15 protein-coding genes are annotated in these 16,637 nt (G+C 46.3%); 10 read left to right on the plus strand and 5 right to left on the minus strand.

Going from position 1 to position 16,637, the window contains the following annotated elements:
• Position 1 precedes the first annotated feature (1 nt).
• The 4 genes from recF to dnaA all read right to left on the minus strand — a co-directional run bounded on the left by recF (position 2) and on the right by dnaA (position 4,054).
• The gene (recF, locus tag BQ7364_RS13220) at positions 2 to 1,108 is read right to left on the minus strand and encodes a DNA replication/repair protein RecF (RefSeq protein ID WP_072685178.1); all 1,107 of its coding nucleotides are present in this window, start codon (positions 1,106 to 1,108) and stop codon (positions 2 to 4) included.
• The gene (gene yaaA, locus BQ7364_RS13225) at positions 1,105 to 1,308 is read right to left on the minus strand and encodes a S4 domain-containing protein YaaA (RefSeq protein ID WP_072685179.1); all 204 of its coding nucleotides are present in this window, start codon (positions 1,306 to 1,308) and stop codon (positions 1,105 to 1,107) included. The genes recF and yaaA overlap by 4 nt, the downstream gene beginning before the upstream one ends.
• Positions 1,309 to 1,409: 101 nt before the next feature.
• Positions 1,410 to 2,531 carry a DNA polymerase III subunit beta gene (dnaN, locus tag BQ7364_RS13230; protein WP_072685180.1) on the minus strand — a complete coding sequence of 374 codons (1,122 nt, stop codon included), beginning with the start codon at positions 2,529 to 2,531 and terminating at the stop codon, positions 1,410 to 1,412.
• Positions 2,532 to 2,677: 146 nt separating this feature from the next.
• Entirely contained in the window at positions 2,678 to 4,054 is a 1,377-nt protein-coding gene (dnaA, locus tag BQ7364_RS13235) for a chromosomal replication initiator protein DnaA (RefSeq protein ID WP_072685181.1), read from the minus strand.
• Between the two features lie 511 nt (positions 4,055 to 4,565).
• Between dnaA and BQ7364_RS13245 the strand changes: the two genes are divergently transcribed.
• From BQ7364_RS13245 to ltrA, 4 genes are all read left to right on the plus strand, one after another.
• Positions 4,566 to 5,399 (plus strand): HAD family hydrolase, encoded by an 834-nt coding sequence (locus BQ7364_RS13245; RefSeq protein WP_072685183.1) that lies wholly within the window; start codon positions 4,566 to 4,568, stop codon positions 5,397 to 5,399.
• The gene (locus BQ7364_RS13250) at positions 5,393 to 6,160 is read left to right on the plus strand and encodes a M15 family metallopeptidase (protein ID WP_083538604.1); all 768 of its coding nucleotides are present in this window, start codon (positions 5,393 to 5,395) and stop codon (positions 6,158 to 6,160) included. Before BQ7364_RS13245 ends, BQ7364_RS13250 begins: the two co-directional genes overlap by 7 nt.
• 72 nt (positions 6,161 to 6,232) lie before the next feature.
• Positions 6,233 to 7,027 carry an HAD family hydrolase gene (locus tag BQ7364_RS13255; protein ID WP_072685184.1) on the plus strand — a complete coding sequence of 265 codons (795 nt, stop codon included), beginning with the start codon at positions 6,233 to 6,235 and terminating at the stop codon, positions 7,025 to 7,027.
• A gap of 595 nt (positions 7,028 to 7,622) precedes the next feature.
• The gene (gene ltrA / locus BQ7364_RS13265) at positions 7,623 to 8,921 is read left to right on the plus strand and encodes a group II intron reverse transcriptase/maturase (RefSeq protein WP_072683574.1); all 1,299 of its coding nucleotides are present in this window, start codon (positions 7,623 to 7,625) and stop codon (positions 8,919 to 8,921) included.
• Between the two features lie 406 nt (positions 8,922 to 9,327).
• Here ltrA and BQ7364_RS13270 read toward each other — a convergent pair whose 3' ends face one another.
• On the minus strand, positions 9,328 to 11,244 hold the full coding sequence (locus tag BQ7364_RS13270; protein ID WP_072685185.1) for a GGDEF domain-containing protein: 1,917 nt from the start codon (positions 11,242 to 11,244) through the stop codon (positions 9,328 to 9,330).
• A gap of 518 nt (positions 11,245 to 11,762) precedes the next feature.
• Between BQ7364_RS13270 and rpmH the strand changes: the two genes are divergently transcribed.
• The 6 genes from rpmH (at position 11,763) to BQ7364_RS17560 (ending at position 16,598) form a co-directional block, all read left to right on the plus strand.
• Entirely contained in the window at positions 11,763 to 11,897 is a 135-nt protein-coding gene (gene rpmH, locus BQ7364_RS13275) for a 50S ribosomal protein L34 (RefSeq protein ID WP_072685186.1), read from the plus strand.
• A gap of 37 nt (positions 11,898 to 11,934) precedes the next feature.
• Positions 11,935 to 12,273 carry a ribonuclease P protein component gene (rnpA, locus tag BQ7364_RS13280; RefSeq protein ID WP_072685187.1) on the plus strand — a complete coding sequence of 113 codons (339 nt, stop codon included), beginning with the start codon at positions 11,935 to 11,937 and terminating at the stop codon, positions 12,271 to 12,273.
• 22 nt (positions 12,274 to 12,295) lie between these two features.
• Positions 12,296 to 13,165, plus strand: a complete 870-nt coding sequence (yidC, locus tag BQ7364_RS13285; RefSeq protein WP_072685188.1) for a membrane protein insertase YidC — start codon at positions 12,296 to 12,298, stop codon at positions 13,163 to 13,165.
• Between the two features lie 15 nt (positions 13,166 to 13,180).
• Positions 13,181 to 13,807: a Jag family protein gene (locus tag BQ7364_RS13290; RefSeq protein WP_072685189.1), complete on the plus strand. Its 627-nt coding sequence runs from the start codon at positions 13,181 to 13,183 to the stop codon at positions 13,805 to 13,807.
• A 108-nt stretch (positions 13,808 to 13,915) separates the two neighbouring features.
• A complete protein-coding gene (locus tag BQ7364_RS13295) occupies positions 13,916 to 14,329 on the plus strand; it encodes a BlaI/MecI/CopY family transcriptional regulator (protein WP_083538605.1) in 414 nt (137 codons plus the stop codon).
• A 34-nt stretch (positions 14,330 to 14,363) separates the two neighbouring features.
• A complete protein-coding gene (locus BQ7364_RS17560) occupies positions 14,364 to 16,598 on the plus strand; it encodes a M56 family metallopeptidase (protein ID WP_159432815.1) in 2,235 nt (744 codons plus the stop codon).
• Positions 16,599 to 16,637 lie beyond the last annotated feature (39 nt).

Consider the following 16,637-nt stretch of genomic DNA (forward strand, 5'->3'; position numbering starts at 1 on the left):
TTCAATTCATGTCCTCCTTCCAAGGTCGTATCTGACCGCTGTCTATTTCTGCAATTTTAACTTTTCGCGACAGAAACGGAAGCAGATCCGCAATTTCCGTCGTCGTAATAAACGTTTGGATTTCCGGGGAAATCAAAGAAAAAAGGTTTACCCTTTTTTGTTGATCCAGCTCCGACAACACGTCGTCCAAAAGCAATACCGGCAGTTCGTGAAGCTGATCTGCAATGAAGTCGATCAGCGACAGTTTCCACGCCAGTACAATCATTCTCCGCTGACCCTGGGAAGCATAGCTCAACACATCCCGTCCATTGAGCTGAAAGCTCAGATCGTCGCGGTGAACGCCGCTGGACGTCGTCTTCAAAATCCGGTCGCGCTCGCGGTTTTCCAACAATTTGCGGCTGATTTCTTCCCGCATCGCCGCCGGCCCGGTTTGTTCCGTGATCGTATGGTAGGCCGCCCTGACCTGCGCTTCTTCTTCGGCCAGCGTGCTGTACATCCGGCTTAAACTTTCATTCATCCTGGCGATGAATTGCCGCCGCATCGTGATGATCGTCAGCTGCTGCTCGATCATCTGCTGATCCAGAACCTCCAGCATCGCGTTGTCGACGTGTTCACGTTTCAACAGGCTGTTGCGTTCTTTTAAAAGCTTCATCATCGCGCTCAGCGCCTGCATGTACCGCGGCGAAACCTTGCCGATCTCCACGTCCATCAACCGTCTTCGTACCTTCGGCGGCGCTTCAAAAAGCTCCAAATCCGAAGGCGCAAACAGCACCGCGTTGAGCTTGCCGATGAATTCGCTGGATCGGGATATCGGCTTCTGATGGATCATCAGCGTTTTTCCTTTTCCGTGAATCACCGCCGACAGCACCATCTCCGGCTCAGTATCCAGCCGGCATTCCGCCTTGCAGAAGTCCTGGCCTTCCCGGATCATATCCTGATCCCGCACAGCCCGGTGAGATCGTGTCGTCGAAAGCAGTACGATGCTTTCCAGAAGATTGGTTTTGCCCTGCGCGTTTTTCCCGATGATCACATTCATGTGCGGATCCGGGATAAACTGGCAGGAATCATAGTTTCTGAAATTTTTCAGGCGGATCTGATTGATCTTCATCGTTCGATCGTATAACGCTTATCCTCGATCCTGATTTCATCACCGGGATAAAGCTTGCGGCCGCGCCGGTCTTCTTTTTCACCGTTGACCGTAATCTTGAGTTCTTTCACTGCCAGCTTCGCTTCGCCCCCGGAGGAGATCCAGTCCGTCATTTTCAGCAGCTGCCCCAAGGTAATGAATTCCGTATCAATTTTGATCATTGTCAGAGTCCTTTCCTGCCTGTGGCCTATCGTATAGATTATACCACAAAAGCAAGCAAAAAGCACCGTCTGGGTGCTTTTATTTCGTGTTTCAGAAAGATTTAAGAATAGGTTCTGACCGGCAGAACCAGCTGCAGAATCGAGTCGTCGTCAGTGTTGCGGATGACGAAGGGTTTCATCTCGCCGCTGAACAGAATTTTGATCGTCGTTGCGGATAAAACGCGGATCGCTTCAAACACATATTTGCCGCTGAATGAGATTTCAAGCGGATTGCCTTCATAGCCAAGGATGTTTAAATTTTCAACCGATGAACCGACTTCCTGTGATTTGCTGGAAATGACGACTTCCTCGCTGTTGGCGCTCAGCTTGACGATGGAAATGCCTTCATTTTTGATGAACGACGCACGGTCGATCGCATTGAGCATGTCGCGGGAATCCACGGTCAGCTCATGCGCGAATTCTGTCGGAATTAAACGGGCGGTTTCCGGATAGGCGCCGTCGATCAGACGGGTCTGAATCACGGTTTCACCAATCCAGAACTGCGCTTTCTTATCCGAGACGGCGATCAGCACGCTGCTGTCCTGAGCGATCGTCTTGGACACTTCATTTAAGCTCTTGGCCGGGATGGTAATGTTAAAGTTGTTTTCGGAGGTCAGATCGACGATCTTGCGGGCCAAGCGGTAGCTGTCGGTAGCGACGCATTCCAGCCGCTTGCCGCTGCACTTCATGTTGACGCCGGTTAAGACCGGGCGGGTTTCCCGATCACTGGTCGCAAACGTCGTCTGGCTGATGACCTTTAATAAGACGTCGGCATCCATTTCAAACTGCTGACCCGGGCGGGTAAAGTCGATCGCCGGATAGTCCAGGGCGCGCATCCCGTTGATCCGGAATTCTGCCGACATCCCGCTGATCTTGGTCAGCGAACCGTCGACGATTTCCAGTTCGATTTCGTCGGCGTCGATCTTTCTGACGATTTCGAGGATATATTTGGCTTCAATCACAATCGAACCGGTTTCTTTGACGATCAGATTGGTTTCTTCATCGCTGCCATTTAATGTGGTCTGGATGGAGATATCGGAATCACTGCCGGTCAGTACGATGGAATCCTGATTCACTTCAATTTTGATGCCGGATAACGCTGGTAATGGCGAGTTGGAAGAAATCGCTCTGGATACGGTATTGAGGGCAGAGTAGAAAACTCGCTTGGAGATTTTGAAATTCATGGTGTACCTCCCTTGTGTTTTTATTAAGTATTCAAGTTCAACATCATTAGGACTGTGGAAAAGTGGATAACGTTTCAAAAAGCCTTATATTACAGGTCTATTTTATCACTTTTGACGGCGGAAATAAAGTGGAAAGCAGTGGTTAACTATTTGACCTGCATGAGCTTCTCCAGCTCGCCGACTGCCTGCCGGTAGGTCTCGTCGTTCTTTAACCCCTTCTCAACTTTCTCGCAGGCGCTCATCACCGTCGAGTGATCACGCTTGCCGAATTCATCGCCGATTTTCACGTAAGGCATGTCGAGATGCTTGCGGCACAGATACATCGCCATGTGCCGGGCGGTCGCGATGTTTTTCGTGCGCGTTTTGGAGACCAGCTGCAGTTTGGTCAGGCCATAGTAATCGGCGACGCAGCGGATGATCTTGGAGGCGGTCAGATCGTTTTTATCAATCGTCTGGGCCTGGCCGCGGAACGCGGAAACCGCCGTTTTGAAATCGATCCGGGTGCTGTTGGAGAAGTTGATTGAATAGAATAATAAACGGTTGAGCGCGCCTTCCAGCTTGCGCACATCCTGCGAAAAATTCGAAGCGATGTATGCCAGCACATCGTCGTCGATGATCGCCGGATCGACGCTCTGCTTTTCCAGCTTGACCTTTAAGATCGCAACGGACGTTTCAAATTCCGGCGAGTCGACGCCGACGGACAACCCGGAAGAGAAACGGCTGATCAGGCGTTCTTCCAGTCCTTTGATCTCGGTCGGATGGCGGTCGGAGGTCAGGCAGATCTGCTTCTTGTTGTTGACCAGTTCGTTAAAGATGTAGAAGAACGTTTCATGGCTCTTTTCCTTGCCGGCCAGAAACTGGATGTCGTCGACCAACAGGACGTCCAGATCGTTCATTTCTTCTTTGAATTCCTGAATCTGGCCGTTTTTGATGGAATTGACGACGGCGTTGACGAAGTCTTCGCTGGTCGTGTAGTAGACTTTTTTGTCCGGCGCATGGGCGCTGACGTAGTTGCCGATCGCGTTTAACAAATGCGTCTTGCCTAACCCGGAATTGCCGTAGATGAACAGCGGGTTGAAAAACTGTCCGGGATTGTAGGCACAGGCCAGCGCTGCGGAGTGGCTTTCGCGGTTGCTTCCCCCGACTACGAAATTGTCAAAAGTGTAATCCGGGATCAGGTTGGTCGTGTTCAATCCAGTGATCGCCGGCGCTTTCTTTTTCGCCGCCATCGGCCGGATTTTCTGCAGCTGGCTTTCCATGATAATCTCGCAGCTGATCTTCCGTTCCTGAACTTCGCTGATCGCTTCTTCAACGATCTCTTTGTTCTGCATCATAATCGTTTGCTGGATATACCCGGGCACGACGACCAGAGCTTTCTTTTCATCAAGGTCCATCAGCTTGGAATCGGAAAAAAACTGATTAAAGATCAGATTGTCCAGTTTTTCCTGCTGTTTCCCCTTTTCCAAGATCAGCGTCAGGGTTCGTTTCCAGATATCGGATAAGTAAGAATCCATTACTGTCATTTTTTATACAACTCCCATTCGTGGATAAGTTTCCATAGCACTACTAGTTTAGCTAATTTATCAGCATTTTTCCACGATGATTTTCTTCCAAAAAAAGTTTTCCACAGGATAAGTGTCCTTAAATCGGTGTTTATTGTTTGTTTATGCCGGGTTATCCACTGTAATCCACATCTTTTCCATTGTGGAGAAAGTGGGGAAAAGTGGACATGGATAACTTTTTTGGGGAAAATGGGGATAAAACCGGTGGAACATAAAGTTATCAATAGTTTATCCATATCAAAATAGCCTTTTATAAAAGTCTTTTTGACATAATCCACCATTATCCACAACTGTGGATAACTATTGAATGTGGAATGCGGAGAAGGCGTGGATAAAGAATTATCCAACCGCGGGAAAACCCCGAAAATCCGCGGGTTGGACAGAAGCTGCGGTTTTTCCTGTGGATATCTTGGGATTTGCTTACCATTGCCGCGATGGTATAATTACAATACGATAAAGTGAGGATTAAAAAATGATACGTTTGATCTTTTGCGACGTGGACGGAACGCTGGTTCAGGATAACGAGCAGGGGGAATACACGATTTCGGTGGAAAACCTCCGGGAAATCAACAAGACGGTGAACTCCGGCGTGCATTTCGCGCTGGCGACGGGGCGTCCCGCCGACTTTGTTCCGCGGACTTATGGCCGGCAGTTCAGCTTTGATACGGTCGCCTATTCCGGCGCTTACGTCACATCGCGCCAGAAGCTGATTTACGAAAGTGTATTTACGCTGGAAGAAGCGCGGCATGTCCATGCTTTGTTGGAAAATCAGCCGGCGGAACTGTTGTGCATCACGAATCAGAATGATTATTGCTTTGCGGATCGGAAACCGGAATACATCGACGAATTTTCCGATCCGGACAATGTGCCGGACCATCGGGAAATCCTGCCGTGGACACTTGCGGAGCTGAGCCATCGCAAACCTGAAATAACCTTTGTTTCGCTGGTGATTCTTTGCCATCAGCCGGAAACGTTAGCGCTGCTGGCCAGACAGGCTGCGCGATTGGGCTATGATCCGGTCATGACCCGCCATGATGGATACTCGATGATGAAACCCGGCGTCAACAAGGCCAGCGGAATTCAGAAGATCGCCGCGCTCGACCATGTGCCGCTGTATGAGATCGCCGTTTTAGGGGATTCTATCAATGATCTGGAAATGTTTGAATTGATTGAAGAAAGCTACGCGATGGAAAAAAGCAATCCGGAAATCCTGGCGCGGGCTAAATATATTGTGCCCGACGTTGCCGCGGCGCTGCGCCGGATTCAGGAGAAAAACCGCGAAGAACAGGAGATGAGCAAGTGTTGAAAATAACGAAAATACTGATTGCCCTGATGCTGGTCATGACGATCGGCGGTTGTGGAAAAAAGGCAAAGACGCCGGCCGAGGATCATTCTGCCCCTGCCGAAACGACCTCGCCGCAGCCAACTGATGCACCGGAGGAGACTCCGGCGTCGGGCAAGGAGGATGGGGAAGGAGATATTCTTATGGAAGTTCCAGATCTGACCAGTCTTGAAAGCATTACGCTGATCGTCAACAAGCAGCGTCCCTTAGGCAAAGATTATGAACCGGCCGACCTTGTGAAACCAGATGTGCCGCTGGCCAAGTCCTCCGTCACGCTGCGTCAGGAGGCGGCGGACGCGATGAAAATCATGTTTGACGCCGCAAAAGAAGACGGCATTTCTTTAATGATCGGCAGCGGCTACCGTTCTTATGATTATCAGAAAAATCTGTATAACAACTATGTCGCCCGCGACGGCGAGGAAGAAGCCAGCCGCTATTCCGCCAAACCAGGCCAGAGCGAGCACCAGACCGGACTGGCCGCCGATTTATCCGGAACGAACGGCAGCTGTTATCTCAAAGGCTGTTTCAAGGATACCGACGAAGGCGTCTGGCTGAAAGAAAACGCCTGGAAATACGGCTTCATCCTGCGCTATCCGGAAGGCAAGGAAGAAATCACCGGTTATATCTTCGAACCGTGGCATTACCGCTATTTCGGCACGGAAGAAGCGCAGAAAATCTATGAAAGCGGTTTAACCGTAGAAGAATATTACAATTTACTGGATTAGGCTTTTCAATTTCTAATTCATCTTCTATAATGGGGCTGTTTTTGAGCCAATGAAGAAGATGAAGGAGCAGCGATGAAGAAAAAATGTCTCTTTTTTGATATTGACGGTACGCTGGTGGATGAACAGACGCACCAGATTCCGCAAAGTACGATTGAAGCCCTGCACACGGCCCGGCGCAACGGCAGCGTTGTATTTATCAACACCGGCCGGCCCTATTCCCACGTTTCAGCGAGGATCAAAGCTTTGAATTTTGACGGCTACTGCTGCGGCTGCGGTACGGAAATTCTGGTTCAGGGAAAACCCCTCTACCGTCATCAGATTCCACAAACCGTCTGCCAGCAGATCAAGGAAAAAGCCGACGCGTGCCGGATCGACGTATTCGGTGAAAATACGCCGACCTGTTACGTCAGCCTGGGACATGTGGAGAACGGTTTTGTGAAGTCGATGGAGATTCTGCACAGCGAAGGCTTCAACAACATTGTTCCCTGGATTGACCACCGCTCCGAATTCGTAAAGTTCTGCATCGCTTATGATCAGCGCAGCGATCTGGAAGACTTCAAACATTTTTTGAAGCAGAAAGAATTTGCGTTTATCGACCGTTTCGACGGATTCGCGGAGATTGTCCCTCAGGCTTGCAGCAAAGCGACGGCGATTGACGTCGTGCGGGAAAAATACAATGTTGATCTGCAGGACTGCTACGTCTTCGGCGACAGCACGAACGATCTGCCCATGCTCAAACATGTGCCGCACAGCGTTTTAATGGGTAACGGTACGCCTTCCCTGCAGCCTGTCGTTGAAAAGGTCACGGCCCCGATTGATCAGGATGGCATTGCGAAAGCGCTGAAAGAATACGGCTTGATCGGCTGAATTGATATAAAAAAGCAGAAACCTTCCGGCTTGCAAGATGTCGGAAGGTTTTATTCGTGTGCCGGGCATGGCATACATCTAGTTGGTGAAAATCCAACCACGGGTATTTACCGCCAAGTGTAGTGAACCACAAGTCGTTAGCAGTGATGTTAAGGGTGAAGGAAGTGGTGTAGCAAAATCTTCGAGGTTACGAACAGAAACCTGATGAGGCTAAATGGTGGATAAGGTTGCGAAACAAACCAAAGTCCAAAAGGTAAACGTAAAACCAAGACAGTAAATCAGGAACTTGTGAAGATAGGAAAGAGATGTATGTCTTACCCCGGGAGGTCTTGTGAACGATGAAGTCCAATAAACTTTAAAATCAGGGATGGTAGCATCGGTCGAAAAAGGTTTATCACAAGAAGTCAGCTGAGGTCATATTAGTTATCCAGCCTAGATAACGAAGGACTTAATGTATGTATAGTGTGAATCACTATGAGAAAATGTTCAAGCAATCCGAAAATGAGGATACTCTGAAACAATGAATCGTAATCATTGATGAGGAAAGTAGTGGGGATGGTCTTGGATAAATCTACGAGTAGAGGAGGAACAGCGAATGAGATTGATAGAAAAGATGCTAAGTAAAAGAAATATGGAACTGGCGATAAAGAAAGTCAAGAGTAACAAAGGCGCACCGGGTGTTGATAACATGATGGTGGAAGAAATTGACAAATATTTTGAAATACATGGAGAGGAAATTATAACCGCAATCATGAATATGAAATATAAACCAAAGCCAGTAAGGAGAGTCTATATACCAAAAGCAGATGGAAAGCAAAGACCGCTAGGTATACCGACAGTAACAGATAGAGTAATACAACAAGCATTAGCGCAGATACTGAGCGAAATATATGAACCACATTTCAGTGAAAACAGTTATGGGTTTCGCCCCAATAGAAGTGCACATAATGCGATGGAACAAGTATTAGAATATCTAAACGAAGGATACGAATGGGTTATTGACATAGATATAGAAAAATATTTCGATACAGTACATCATGACAAGTTAATCTCAATACTTAGAGAACATGTGAATGAAAGAGAAATACTGCATCTGATACGTTCGTTCTTAAAAGCAGGAGTTATGGAAGATGGACTAGTAAGTCCAAATGAAGCAGGAGTACCACAAGGAGGACCACTCAGTCCAGTACTATCAAATATATATTTAGATAAGCTTGATAAAGAACTTGAAGAGAGAGGGCTGCGCTTTGTGAGGTACGCTGATGATGGTAACATCTTCGTAAAGAGCGAAATGGCAGCAGAAAGAGTAATGAAATCAATCACATGGTGGCTAGAAAGAAAACTATTCTTAAAAGTGAGTGCGACAAAGACCAAAATCGTAAGACCGACGAAAAGTAATTTTCTAGGTTTTACGTTCTGGAAAGGAAGTATGGGATGGAAGTGTAGGCCAAGCGATAACAGGAAAGCGAAGTTATGCATGAAAATCAAAGAAATACTAAAACGGAAACACGCAGTAGCAAGACCATTAGCAGAGACATTTAAAAGAATAAACCAAATTATACGAGGATGGATAAACTATTTCCGTATCGGAAGTATGAAACAATTCTTGGATAAATTCGGACAATGGTTAAGACACAAAATAAGAGTGGTTATTATTAAGCAATGGAAGATACCGAAACGGATTTATATAAATCTGCAAAGACTGAATAAACTGCAAAATTTTTCCTTTACAGAGGAAGACATATTTAAAGTAGCAAATTCAAGACTAGGATGGTATCGAAGATGTGGAATGAATGTGGTAAACTACATCTTAAATCCCAGAATACTAGCCATAAAGAAAAAGGAAAGACAAGGCTTAGTCAATCCTTTAGAGTACTATCTAAGTTATTCGTGACAGCAATACATATGTAGCGCCGTATACGAGATCCGTACGTACGGTGCAATGGGAGGGGCGAAATTTATTTTCCCTCTACCCTATTGAAAAACGCATGAAATTGAAGAAGGTTTCTGGAAAAATAAGTTTTCTGTAGGAGCTTTCGATTTGAACGCGTGATTTCAGCGCTGTTTTAATCCGCAAATCCTGTTTTATTCTGGGCGGTCACAACGACTGCATGCAGGGAAAAACAGGATAGACAAACGATTATAAAATGATTTTCGTCTATCAAATCAATAAAAAAACCGGCCGCAGTGCTTGCAAGTTTGGATAATCGCTGAAAAGCGGGGCCGGAAATTTATGATCAAAAGGATGTCTGAAAAAAGATCGGTGCCCATCCTGCCGCAGTGACTGTCTGATCAGGACGCTAGTGTTGCGCCGGAGGATCTTCCCGATGAACCGGGCGGTCCAGATCCTTTGCCGTTTTAGAATCCACAGGCGAGGTCCGCAGGTAAAAACTGTTTTTCCCCTGCCGTTTTGCCTGATACATTGCTATATCTGCGGCGTCATACAGCTGATCATAAGTCGTGCCGTCGATGGGCGCGTAGGCAATGCCGATGCTGACGGAAAACGTTCCGGCTTTTTCCGCAGCGAGCCGTTTAAGAATATGCGAAGCTTTCTGAACCGCAATCATCGGATCGCGGGTTTGTCCCATGAAAACCATGAATTCATCCCCGCCCAGTCTTCCGATCACGTCGTTCTGGCGAAATTCGGATTTAAGCAGCTCTACGAGGTCAATCAGGATCTGATCGCCGATCCGGTGACCCCGCGTATCGTTAATCTCTTTAAAATTATCAATGTCCAGTAAGAACAAAAAGCCGGTTTCCTCTTCATTCAGATGTTCGGTGATCTGCGCTTTGGTTGCTTCCCGGTTCAAGGCGCCGGTCATCGCGTCAGTGGAAGATTTTTCGATCAATCGTTCCTCCTTGGATTTCTGATCCTGAATGTCGGCGATCTTTCCGATAATGGATAACGGCCGCCCGCCGCGCTCGCGCAGCGTTTGTCCCTGGCAGGAAACCCAGCGGTAATTCCCGGCACGGGTCTGGAAACGAACGTCGATGCGGTATAAGGTATCAACGGCGGCCTGGGACGCTGTTTTCAGCATGGTGATCAAAGTGGTCTGGTCATCCAGATGGATCAAAGGCATGGCCCCCGGGCTGTCCATGGGGTAAAGAATCAGATCAGCCGGCACGTTAAATCGTTCCGCAATGTTGGGCGTAAATGTCAGCCGCTGTGTTTTACAGGAATATTCAAATAAAATGGTATCCGAGAATTGTGCGAGCAGATCGTAGCGCGCCTGATTGTGCAAAATTTTCTTCCGCTGCCAGATAAAAATAGTGATGATCATTCCAGCGAGCAAAATCAGAAAGAGAATCAGCGAAGCAGTTAAAACCGCGGCGTTTTGGCTGATCAGCTTGGAATATCCCTTAAATTCGTAAGGATAAGCGATCGTCAGCAGCAGCCAGTCGTTATAGCCCAGAGCGGAAATCGTGAGATACAACGCGCGGTTTTTCGTGCCTTTGACCAGCAGCATATCGCTTTCGCCCCGGTTCAGCGCCGCTTCCACATGGGCGATCGCATCTTCAGAAACGCCGATGTTCTCCAGTTCCGACTGAAGCTGATAAGGAATTTCCGGCCATCCAAACGGCTCGAGTATAATTTCGCCGTCGCGGCGGATCAGAAAATTCTGGGCATATTCTTCATTTCTGGCATTGGGAACACTGACGAACAGATTGGCGTTAAGAATGCTGTGGAAGGCGCCGATCACCTGACCTTTCTGGATCACCGGGACAGAAACGCTGATCAGGGCGTCCGTCCCGTATTGTTTTTGGCGGAACAGATCCGAAACGTAAGGATGGCCGTCCAGCAAGTTTTGGATCCCCTGCGGATCAGTTCCCGGCACCGGCGTATTGACCATGGATTGCAGCGTCTGAGCGGAAACATATTGAATATCCCGAACCGTATTGAAGTTTTCAATGGCAGTCAGATAGGATTGCGTCCAGGGGCTGTTGGGATCGGTGTCGGACGTCTGGTAAATTGCCGCGATGGCTTCCAGACTGCGCTGGGTATCTTCAATGGCATTGATCGCTTCTAATTCCTGCTGCTGATGAGAAACGCTCAGGATTTCACTGATCAGTTTCTGAAAAACCTCTTCATTGCGCTTTTGATTGATCTGAAGCAGACCGGCAATCACCAAAAGCGACACGATCAGACTGCCGGCGATCAAAAACCAGCTTGTACGGAAAACCGTCTTTTTTTGAGAGAAATTCGTTTTGTGTTTCATGGATCTTCACCCGTTTTCTAAGGAGAAAAAGTCGTCTTCTGACCTTGTGCACGTGAAAAGCAAATATTACCGACGTTTTAATGAAACAAAGAAGAAGAAAAACGGAAAAAGAATTCCGGTTTATATTTCTTCCGGAAATCAGCGTTATTGATTTTCAGGTTTTGTTTTTCTGGTTTGTAATTGCGGAATTATCCCTGGGATAAACTGGTAAAATGATAAATTGAATTCAGGAATAAAGAGTATCTTTATTGTATAGCTTTCAATCGGGAGAATCAAGAACAGGGCTTAAAAAGGTGCGCCAGAAGCGCCGAGAAATTCAGTAAAAGAGATGCTGAGGAAGCGGCCGAAATTGCCTTGATCTGAGTGAAAATAAAAAAAACTTCTTTCATTTTATCAAAAAAGGAGAAATCAGAGGGGGAAGTCGGCGGAGTTTAGTTGACTTTTACAGAAAAACTATTGTATAATGTACCAGCAATTGCTCATTATTGTATAAAAAGAACTGGAGGTGGCTCTTTAATATGAAAAGAACTTATCAACCGAGCAAAAGAAAACACCAAAAAGTCCACGGTTTCAGAGCCCGCATGAAAACGGTCGGAGGACGTAAAGTTTTAGCCCGCCGTCGTGCTAAAGGCAGAAAGATCTTGTCGGCATAAAATAGTCACCCACAGGTGGCTTTTTTAATAAATCAAGATGAAGAAAAAATATCGGATCAAAAAAGCCGGCGAATTTCAAACGATTATTGAGCATCGGAAATTTGTCAGCTGCCCTTCTTTCGTACTGTATGTCAAAGCACGCAAAGAGGAGCACAGCCGGATCGGAATTTCTGTCGGCAAGAAATTGGGCAATGCCGTGGTCAGAAACAAAACCAAGCGTCAGGTGCGGATGATGTTTCAGGAAATTTATGATTTTGATGAAAATTTTGACGGAATTTTAATCGTCAGGAAAAAGTTTCTGGAACAAAGTTATGCAGACAACAAAAAAGACTTGGAAAGCCTTATTAAAAAAGTTAAAATAAAGAAGTACGCATGATTATTCAGTTAAGGAGAGTTCAATGAGAAATCGTAAAAAACAGTTGCTTCTGCTGTTGGTCTTCGTCGCGCTGCTGTTTTTGGCAAGCGGATGCACATCACCAGTAGATCCGGAAACAAAAGAAGTTATTCAAATCACATCAGAGACGACGTTTAAGTATATGATGGCCAATGAAAACTGGTTCAACGCATTCTTCGTCTTCCCGTTATCGAAGTTAATTAACTTCCTGACGCCGTATGTCGGAGTCGCGCTGTCCGTTTCCATCGTCACCCTGCTGGTTCATCTGATCACGCTGATCTTCACGATCAAGTCGACGGTCATGACTCAGAAGATGCAGGTCATCCAGCCGGAAATGAACCGGATCACGAAAAAGTACGAAGGCAAGACCGACGAGCGTTCCCAGATGGCGCAGGCTCAGGAAATGCAGCGCTTATACAAGGAAAACGGCATCAATCCGTTCGGCGCAATTATTTCCTCTTTCATTCAGCTGCCGATCATCATGGCGGTTTACATGTCGGTTCAGCGTGCTGAATCCGTCGTTAACGGCACGATGTGGGGCTTAAGTCTGAAAGAAACGCCGCTGCATGGCATTATGTCGGGACAGTGGCTGTATCTGGTATTGTTTGTCATCATGGCGATCTGCCAGATCGGTTCGATGATGCTGCCGCAGTTCTTAGCGACGCAGAAAGCGAAGAAGGAAGCCGCCGCACATCATAAAAAGTATGAAAAGACCAAGCAGCCAGGCGGCAATATGATGATCTACATGATGGTCTTCATCCTTGTCATCTCCGTTAACTGGCCGGCAGCCATGACGATTTACTGGGCTGTTTCTTCGCTGGTTATGATCTTTAAGACCTTGTTCGTTCAGTTTATCTATATCGATAAGAAATAGAAAAGAAGGGACTTTATGAAGAAATACACAGGAAAAACATTAAATGACGTACTGAATTCCGCAGCGAAAGAAAAAGGCGTGTCCGTCGAGGAACTGACTTATTTCGTTACCGAAGAAAAACAAGGATTCCTGGGAATCGGAGCTTCAGTCACCGCTGAGGTTTATGCTTCCTGTGATGTCAAAGAGTTTCTCTTCAATTATATCGGCGAGTTTTTCACCGGTCTGAATCAGGATGTCGAAATTGAGATCTTTGAGGAAGACGGCGGTTATCGGATCATGCTGAACGCGGAAAACAACGCGGTGATCATCGGCAAGAACGGCCAGACGCTGCAGGCGTTGAATACCGTGGTGCGCGGAGCTGTCAATTCAGCGTTCCGCAAGCGTTTCTCAGTCATGATTGATATCAATCATTACAAAGAAGAACGGTATGAAAAGGTGAAGTCGATTGCCGGACGAATTGCGAAAACGGTGCAGCGCACGAAAGTGGATGCTTCACTGGATCCGATGCCGAATGATGAACGGAAAGTCATCCATCAGTATTTGTCGGACTGGCCATACATCAAGACGGAGAGCGAAGGCGAAGGCAGCCGGCGTCATCTGAAAATCATGTATGACCGCACAAAGACTGCGGGAAAGAAATAAACTGAAGAAAGAGCTGTAACGCAAAAGGCTAAAACCAAGCGTTACAGCTTTTTTTGTGTTCACGGGTTGAAGCGAGAGAACACATTGACATTTGTAAAGGAAATCGTTATGATTATATTGACAAATGTAGAGGTGATAATCATGGGCGGAGAGAAAAGGCTGCCGGACACGGAGCTGGAAGTGATGACGGCGATCTGGCAATGCGAGATTCCGGCAAAAACATCGGAAATTGCCAGACACATTGAACGGGACTGGACAATGTCGACGATTCAGGCGCTGTTGGCGCGTCTGGAAGAGAAAGGGTTTGTACACGTCGCCAAGCAGGGGCGGTTGAAAACCTATGTTCCGTTGATCAGCGAAGAAGAATATCGCGATCAGGAAACAGTTCGATTCTTTGAGCGGTTTCACCGTAAGTCGGTGCGCAGCTTATTTATGACGCTGGTTAAAAATGAAAATCTATCAGAAGCAGATCTGGAAGAACTGGAAGAAATCATTCGGAAAGAAGAAAAAAAGCATGGTTGATTTGTTCGGACAGGTCATTGAAATTTCTCTTTCCATGTCTGTGCTCATTCTGCTTCTGTTTATTTTTTCCAAAGCTTTGCATAAACGCTACCGGGCTTCAGCGGCAGTATTTGCCTGGCTGGCAATCGCTTTGCGGCTGATTCTGCCATGGAATATATCCCTGCCTTCCGCAGCGGTTACGATTCCCATTCCGCAGACCATGGTGCAGCCGCATCCCGTTGCCTCCGTTTTTACCGAAACTTTGCTTACGGAGGTGACCGAGGAGAACGCCGTCCCTCAGATTCCGCAGACTGCGCCTGCGGATAATCCTGAAAAAAACAATGAAGAAAGCCTTTCACCCGCGTCCGGGTTTTCCCTTTCTGCCGTGCAGATTCTGACGGGAATCTGGATCCTTGGCATGGGATTTTCCCTCCTTCGCTTAATTCTTGACTATCATCAGGTAAAAAAACTGTTGATGGCCCGCGGCCGGCGAATTTCCAGGCAAAGTCCGCAAGGCCGTCTGCTGCGCCAGCTGTGCCGGAAAATGCAAATCAGGAAAATACCGCCGCTGATGGTCAGCCGGTCAGCACCGACGCCGATGACAATCGGTTTTTTCAATCCGTCAATCGTTTTGGCGCCGGAATTGTTGGACCATGAAAATCTGGATCTGATTCTGATGCATGAATTAATTCATTTAAAACAAAAGGATTTGTGGAAGAAAGTGCTGCTCAGCGCAGCGCAGACGATCCACTGGTTTAATCCGCTCGTCTGGCTGATGAACAATCAGGCGGAAAATGATATCGAGATGGCGTGCGATCAGTGCCTGTTAAAAGACCAGCCGAAAGAAGTCAGAGCAGTCTATGGCCGGATGATCGTCGATGTCATCCGTCAGACCCGTCTTCCGATGACGGCGTTCTCCACCCGCTTTTCATCAGGAAAACCGCTGAAAAAAAGAATTCAGGCCCTATTTGATTCCTCAAGGAAAAAGAAAGGGACGCTGATCTTAACGTTGATCCTGTTATGTGCTGGCATGGGTTCCATGTTGATTGCCTGCGGCGTTCAGACTCAGCCAGGCCAGCCGGAAGAACAGTTGCTGCGGATCAGCCGCAATGAAGACAACGCGGAACTGATGGTTCAAAGCGAAGATCCGGCTGTTCTGGAAACGATGCAGAAGGTGATTGAGCGCCAGCGAGCGCCTATCAGCGAACCTTATTATTATGATTTGAAAATCCATTTTAACGGGAAAGACTATTTGGCCTGGACCAATCCCCAATGGCTTTATCTCAAGGATCAACAGGGAAAGATCAGTTATACTGACGATCCTTACGCGCTTTATGATTTCTATGCTTTGATCGGTTATGAACAGCCGGAAATCAGGACGGGAGAATTAACGATCAATCCCATTGAAGGCAGAATCAACAAGCTTTCTGTACCTGATATCCGAGAGGATATGCAGCCGGAAAAAGAAGTGAATTGGGCTTGGATTCAGCCCAATCAATATACTTATTTCGATATTTTTTCAAATCTGCATGGCGAGTATGTTGAAATTGGAAAAAATACCTGGATTAGTCAAAATCAAAGCTTGGCGGAGAATCCATTATTTACGTTTATTGTTAATCTGGGAGGTGAACTTATCAATGATGCACATATCTTTCATGATCCTGTGACGGTATGCTTTATTAATGGTGATCTGGCAATACTCAACGGTTGGTTAGTTCAACTGGATCGTGATTATTCCAACTTAATACAGAAACTTTTAATAAATTTAAGCGATACAGGCTCCCATTTTGAAAGTCTTGAAGAAGAAGCACAGTTAAAAAAGCAATATTATACAGAAAGCAATCTTTATTCTCATATTATTGATCCTGTTTTTCAAAATGGAAATACTGTTTATGAAATATCAGGTATGAATTTAAAAATTATTGTTGATCAGGAAGTACCCTCTGATGTCTTTATGATTTATGATCAATTATCAAAAAGCGCAAGTTTTGAATTTATAGAGTGGCCGATTGATCACCTGTATCATTATTTTGAAGGCGGTTGTTATAGCGATGGTTATTATAAGTTTGCTATTCAATCTCAGGAAGATATGAATGATGAAGATTCTGAATCTATTCTTGCGAATGAAGTTTATAGGTTTAATAATGGTGAGATTGTTTACATGTTCTCTGACTTAGATATGATGTTATCGGAAAAATCAATCAATTATATGAAGTCAGTAGGTTTTTATCCGAAAGAATACGGAAAATTGGAATTAATAGATCATCTGACTTTTGAAAAAATTCGATAGCTAAATAAAGTTTATATGTTTTTGATCTGGTTTTTTTGA

The organism is Holdemania sp. Marseille-P2844, assembly GCF_900120005.1.
Lineage (GTDB): Bacteria > Bacillota_I > Bacilli_A > Erysipelotrichales > Erysipelotrichaceae > Holdemania.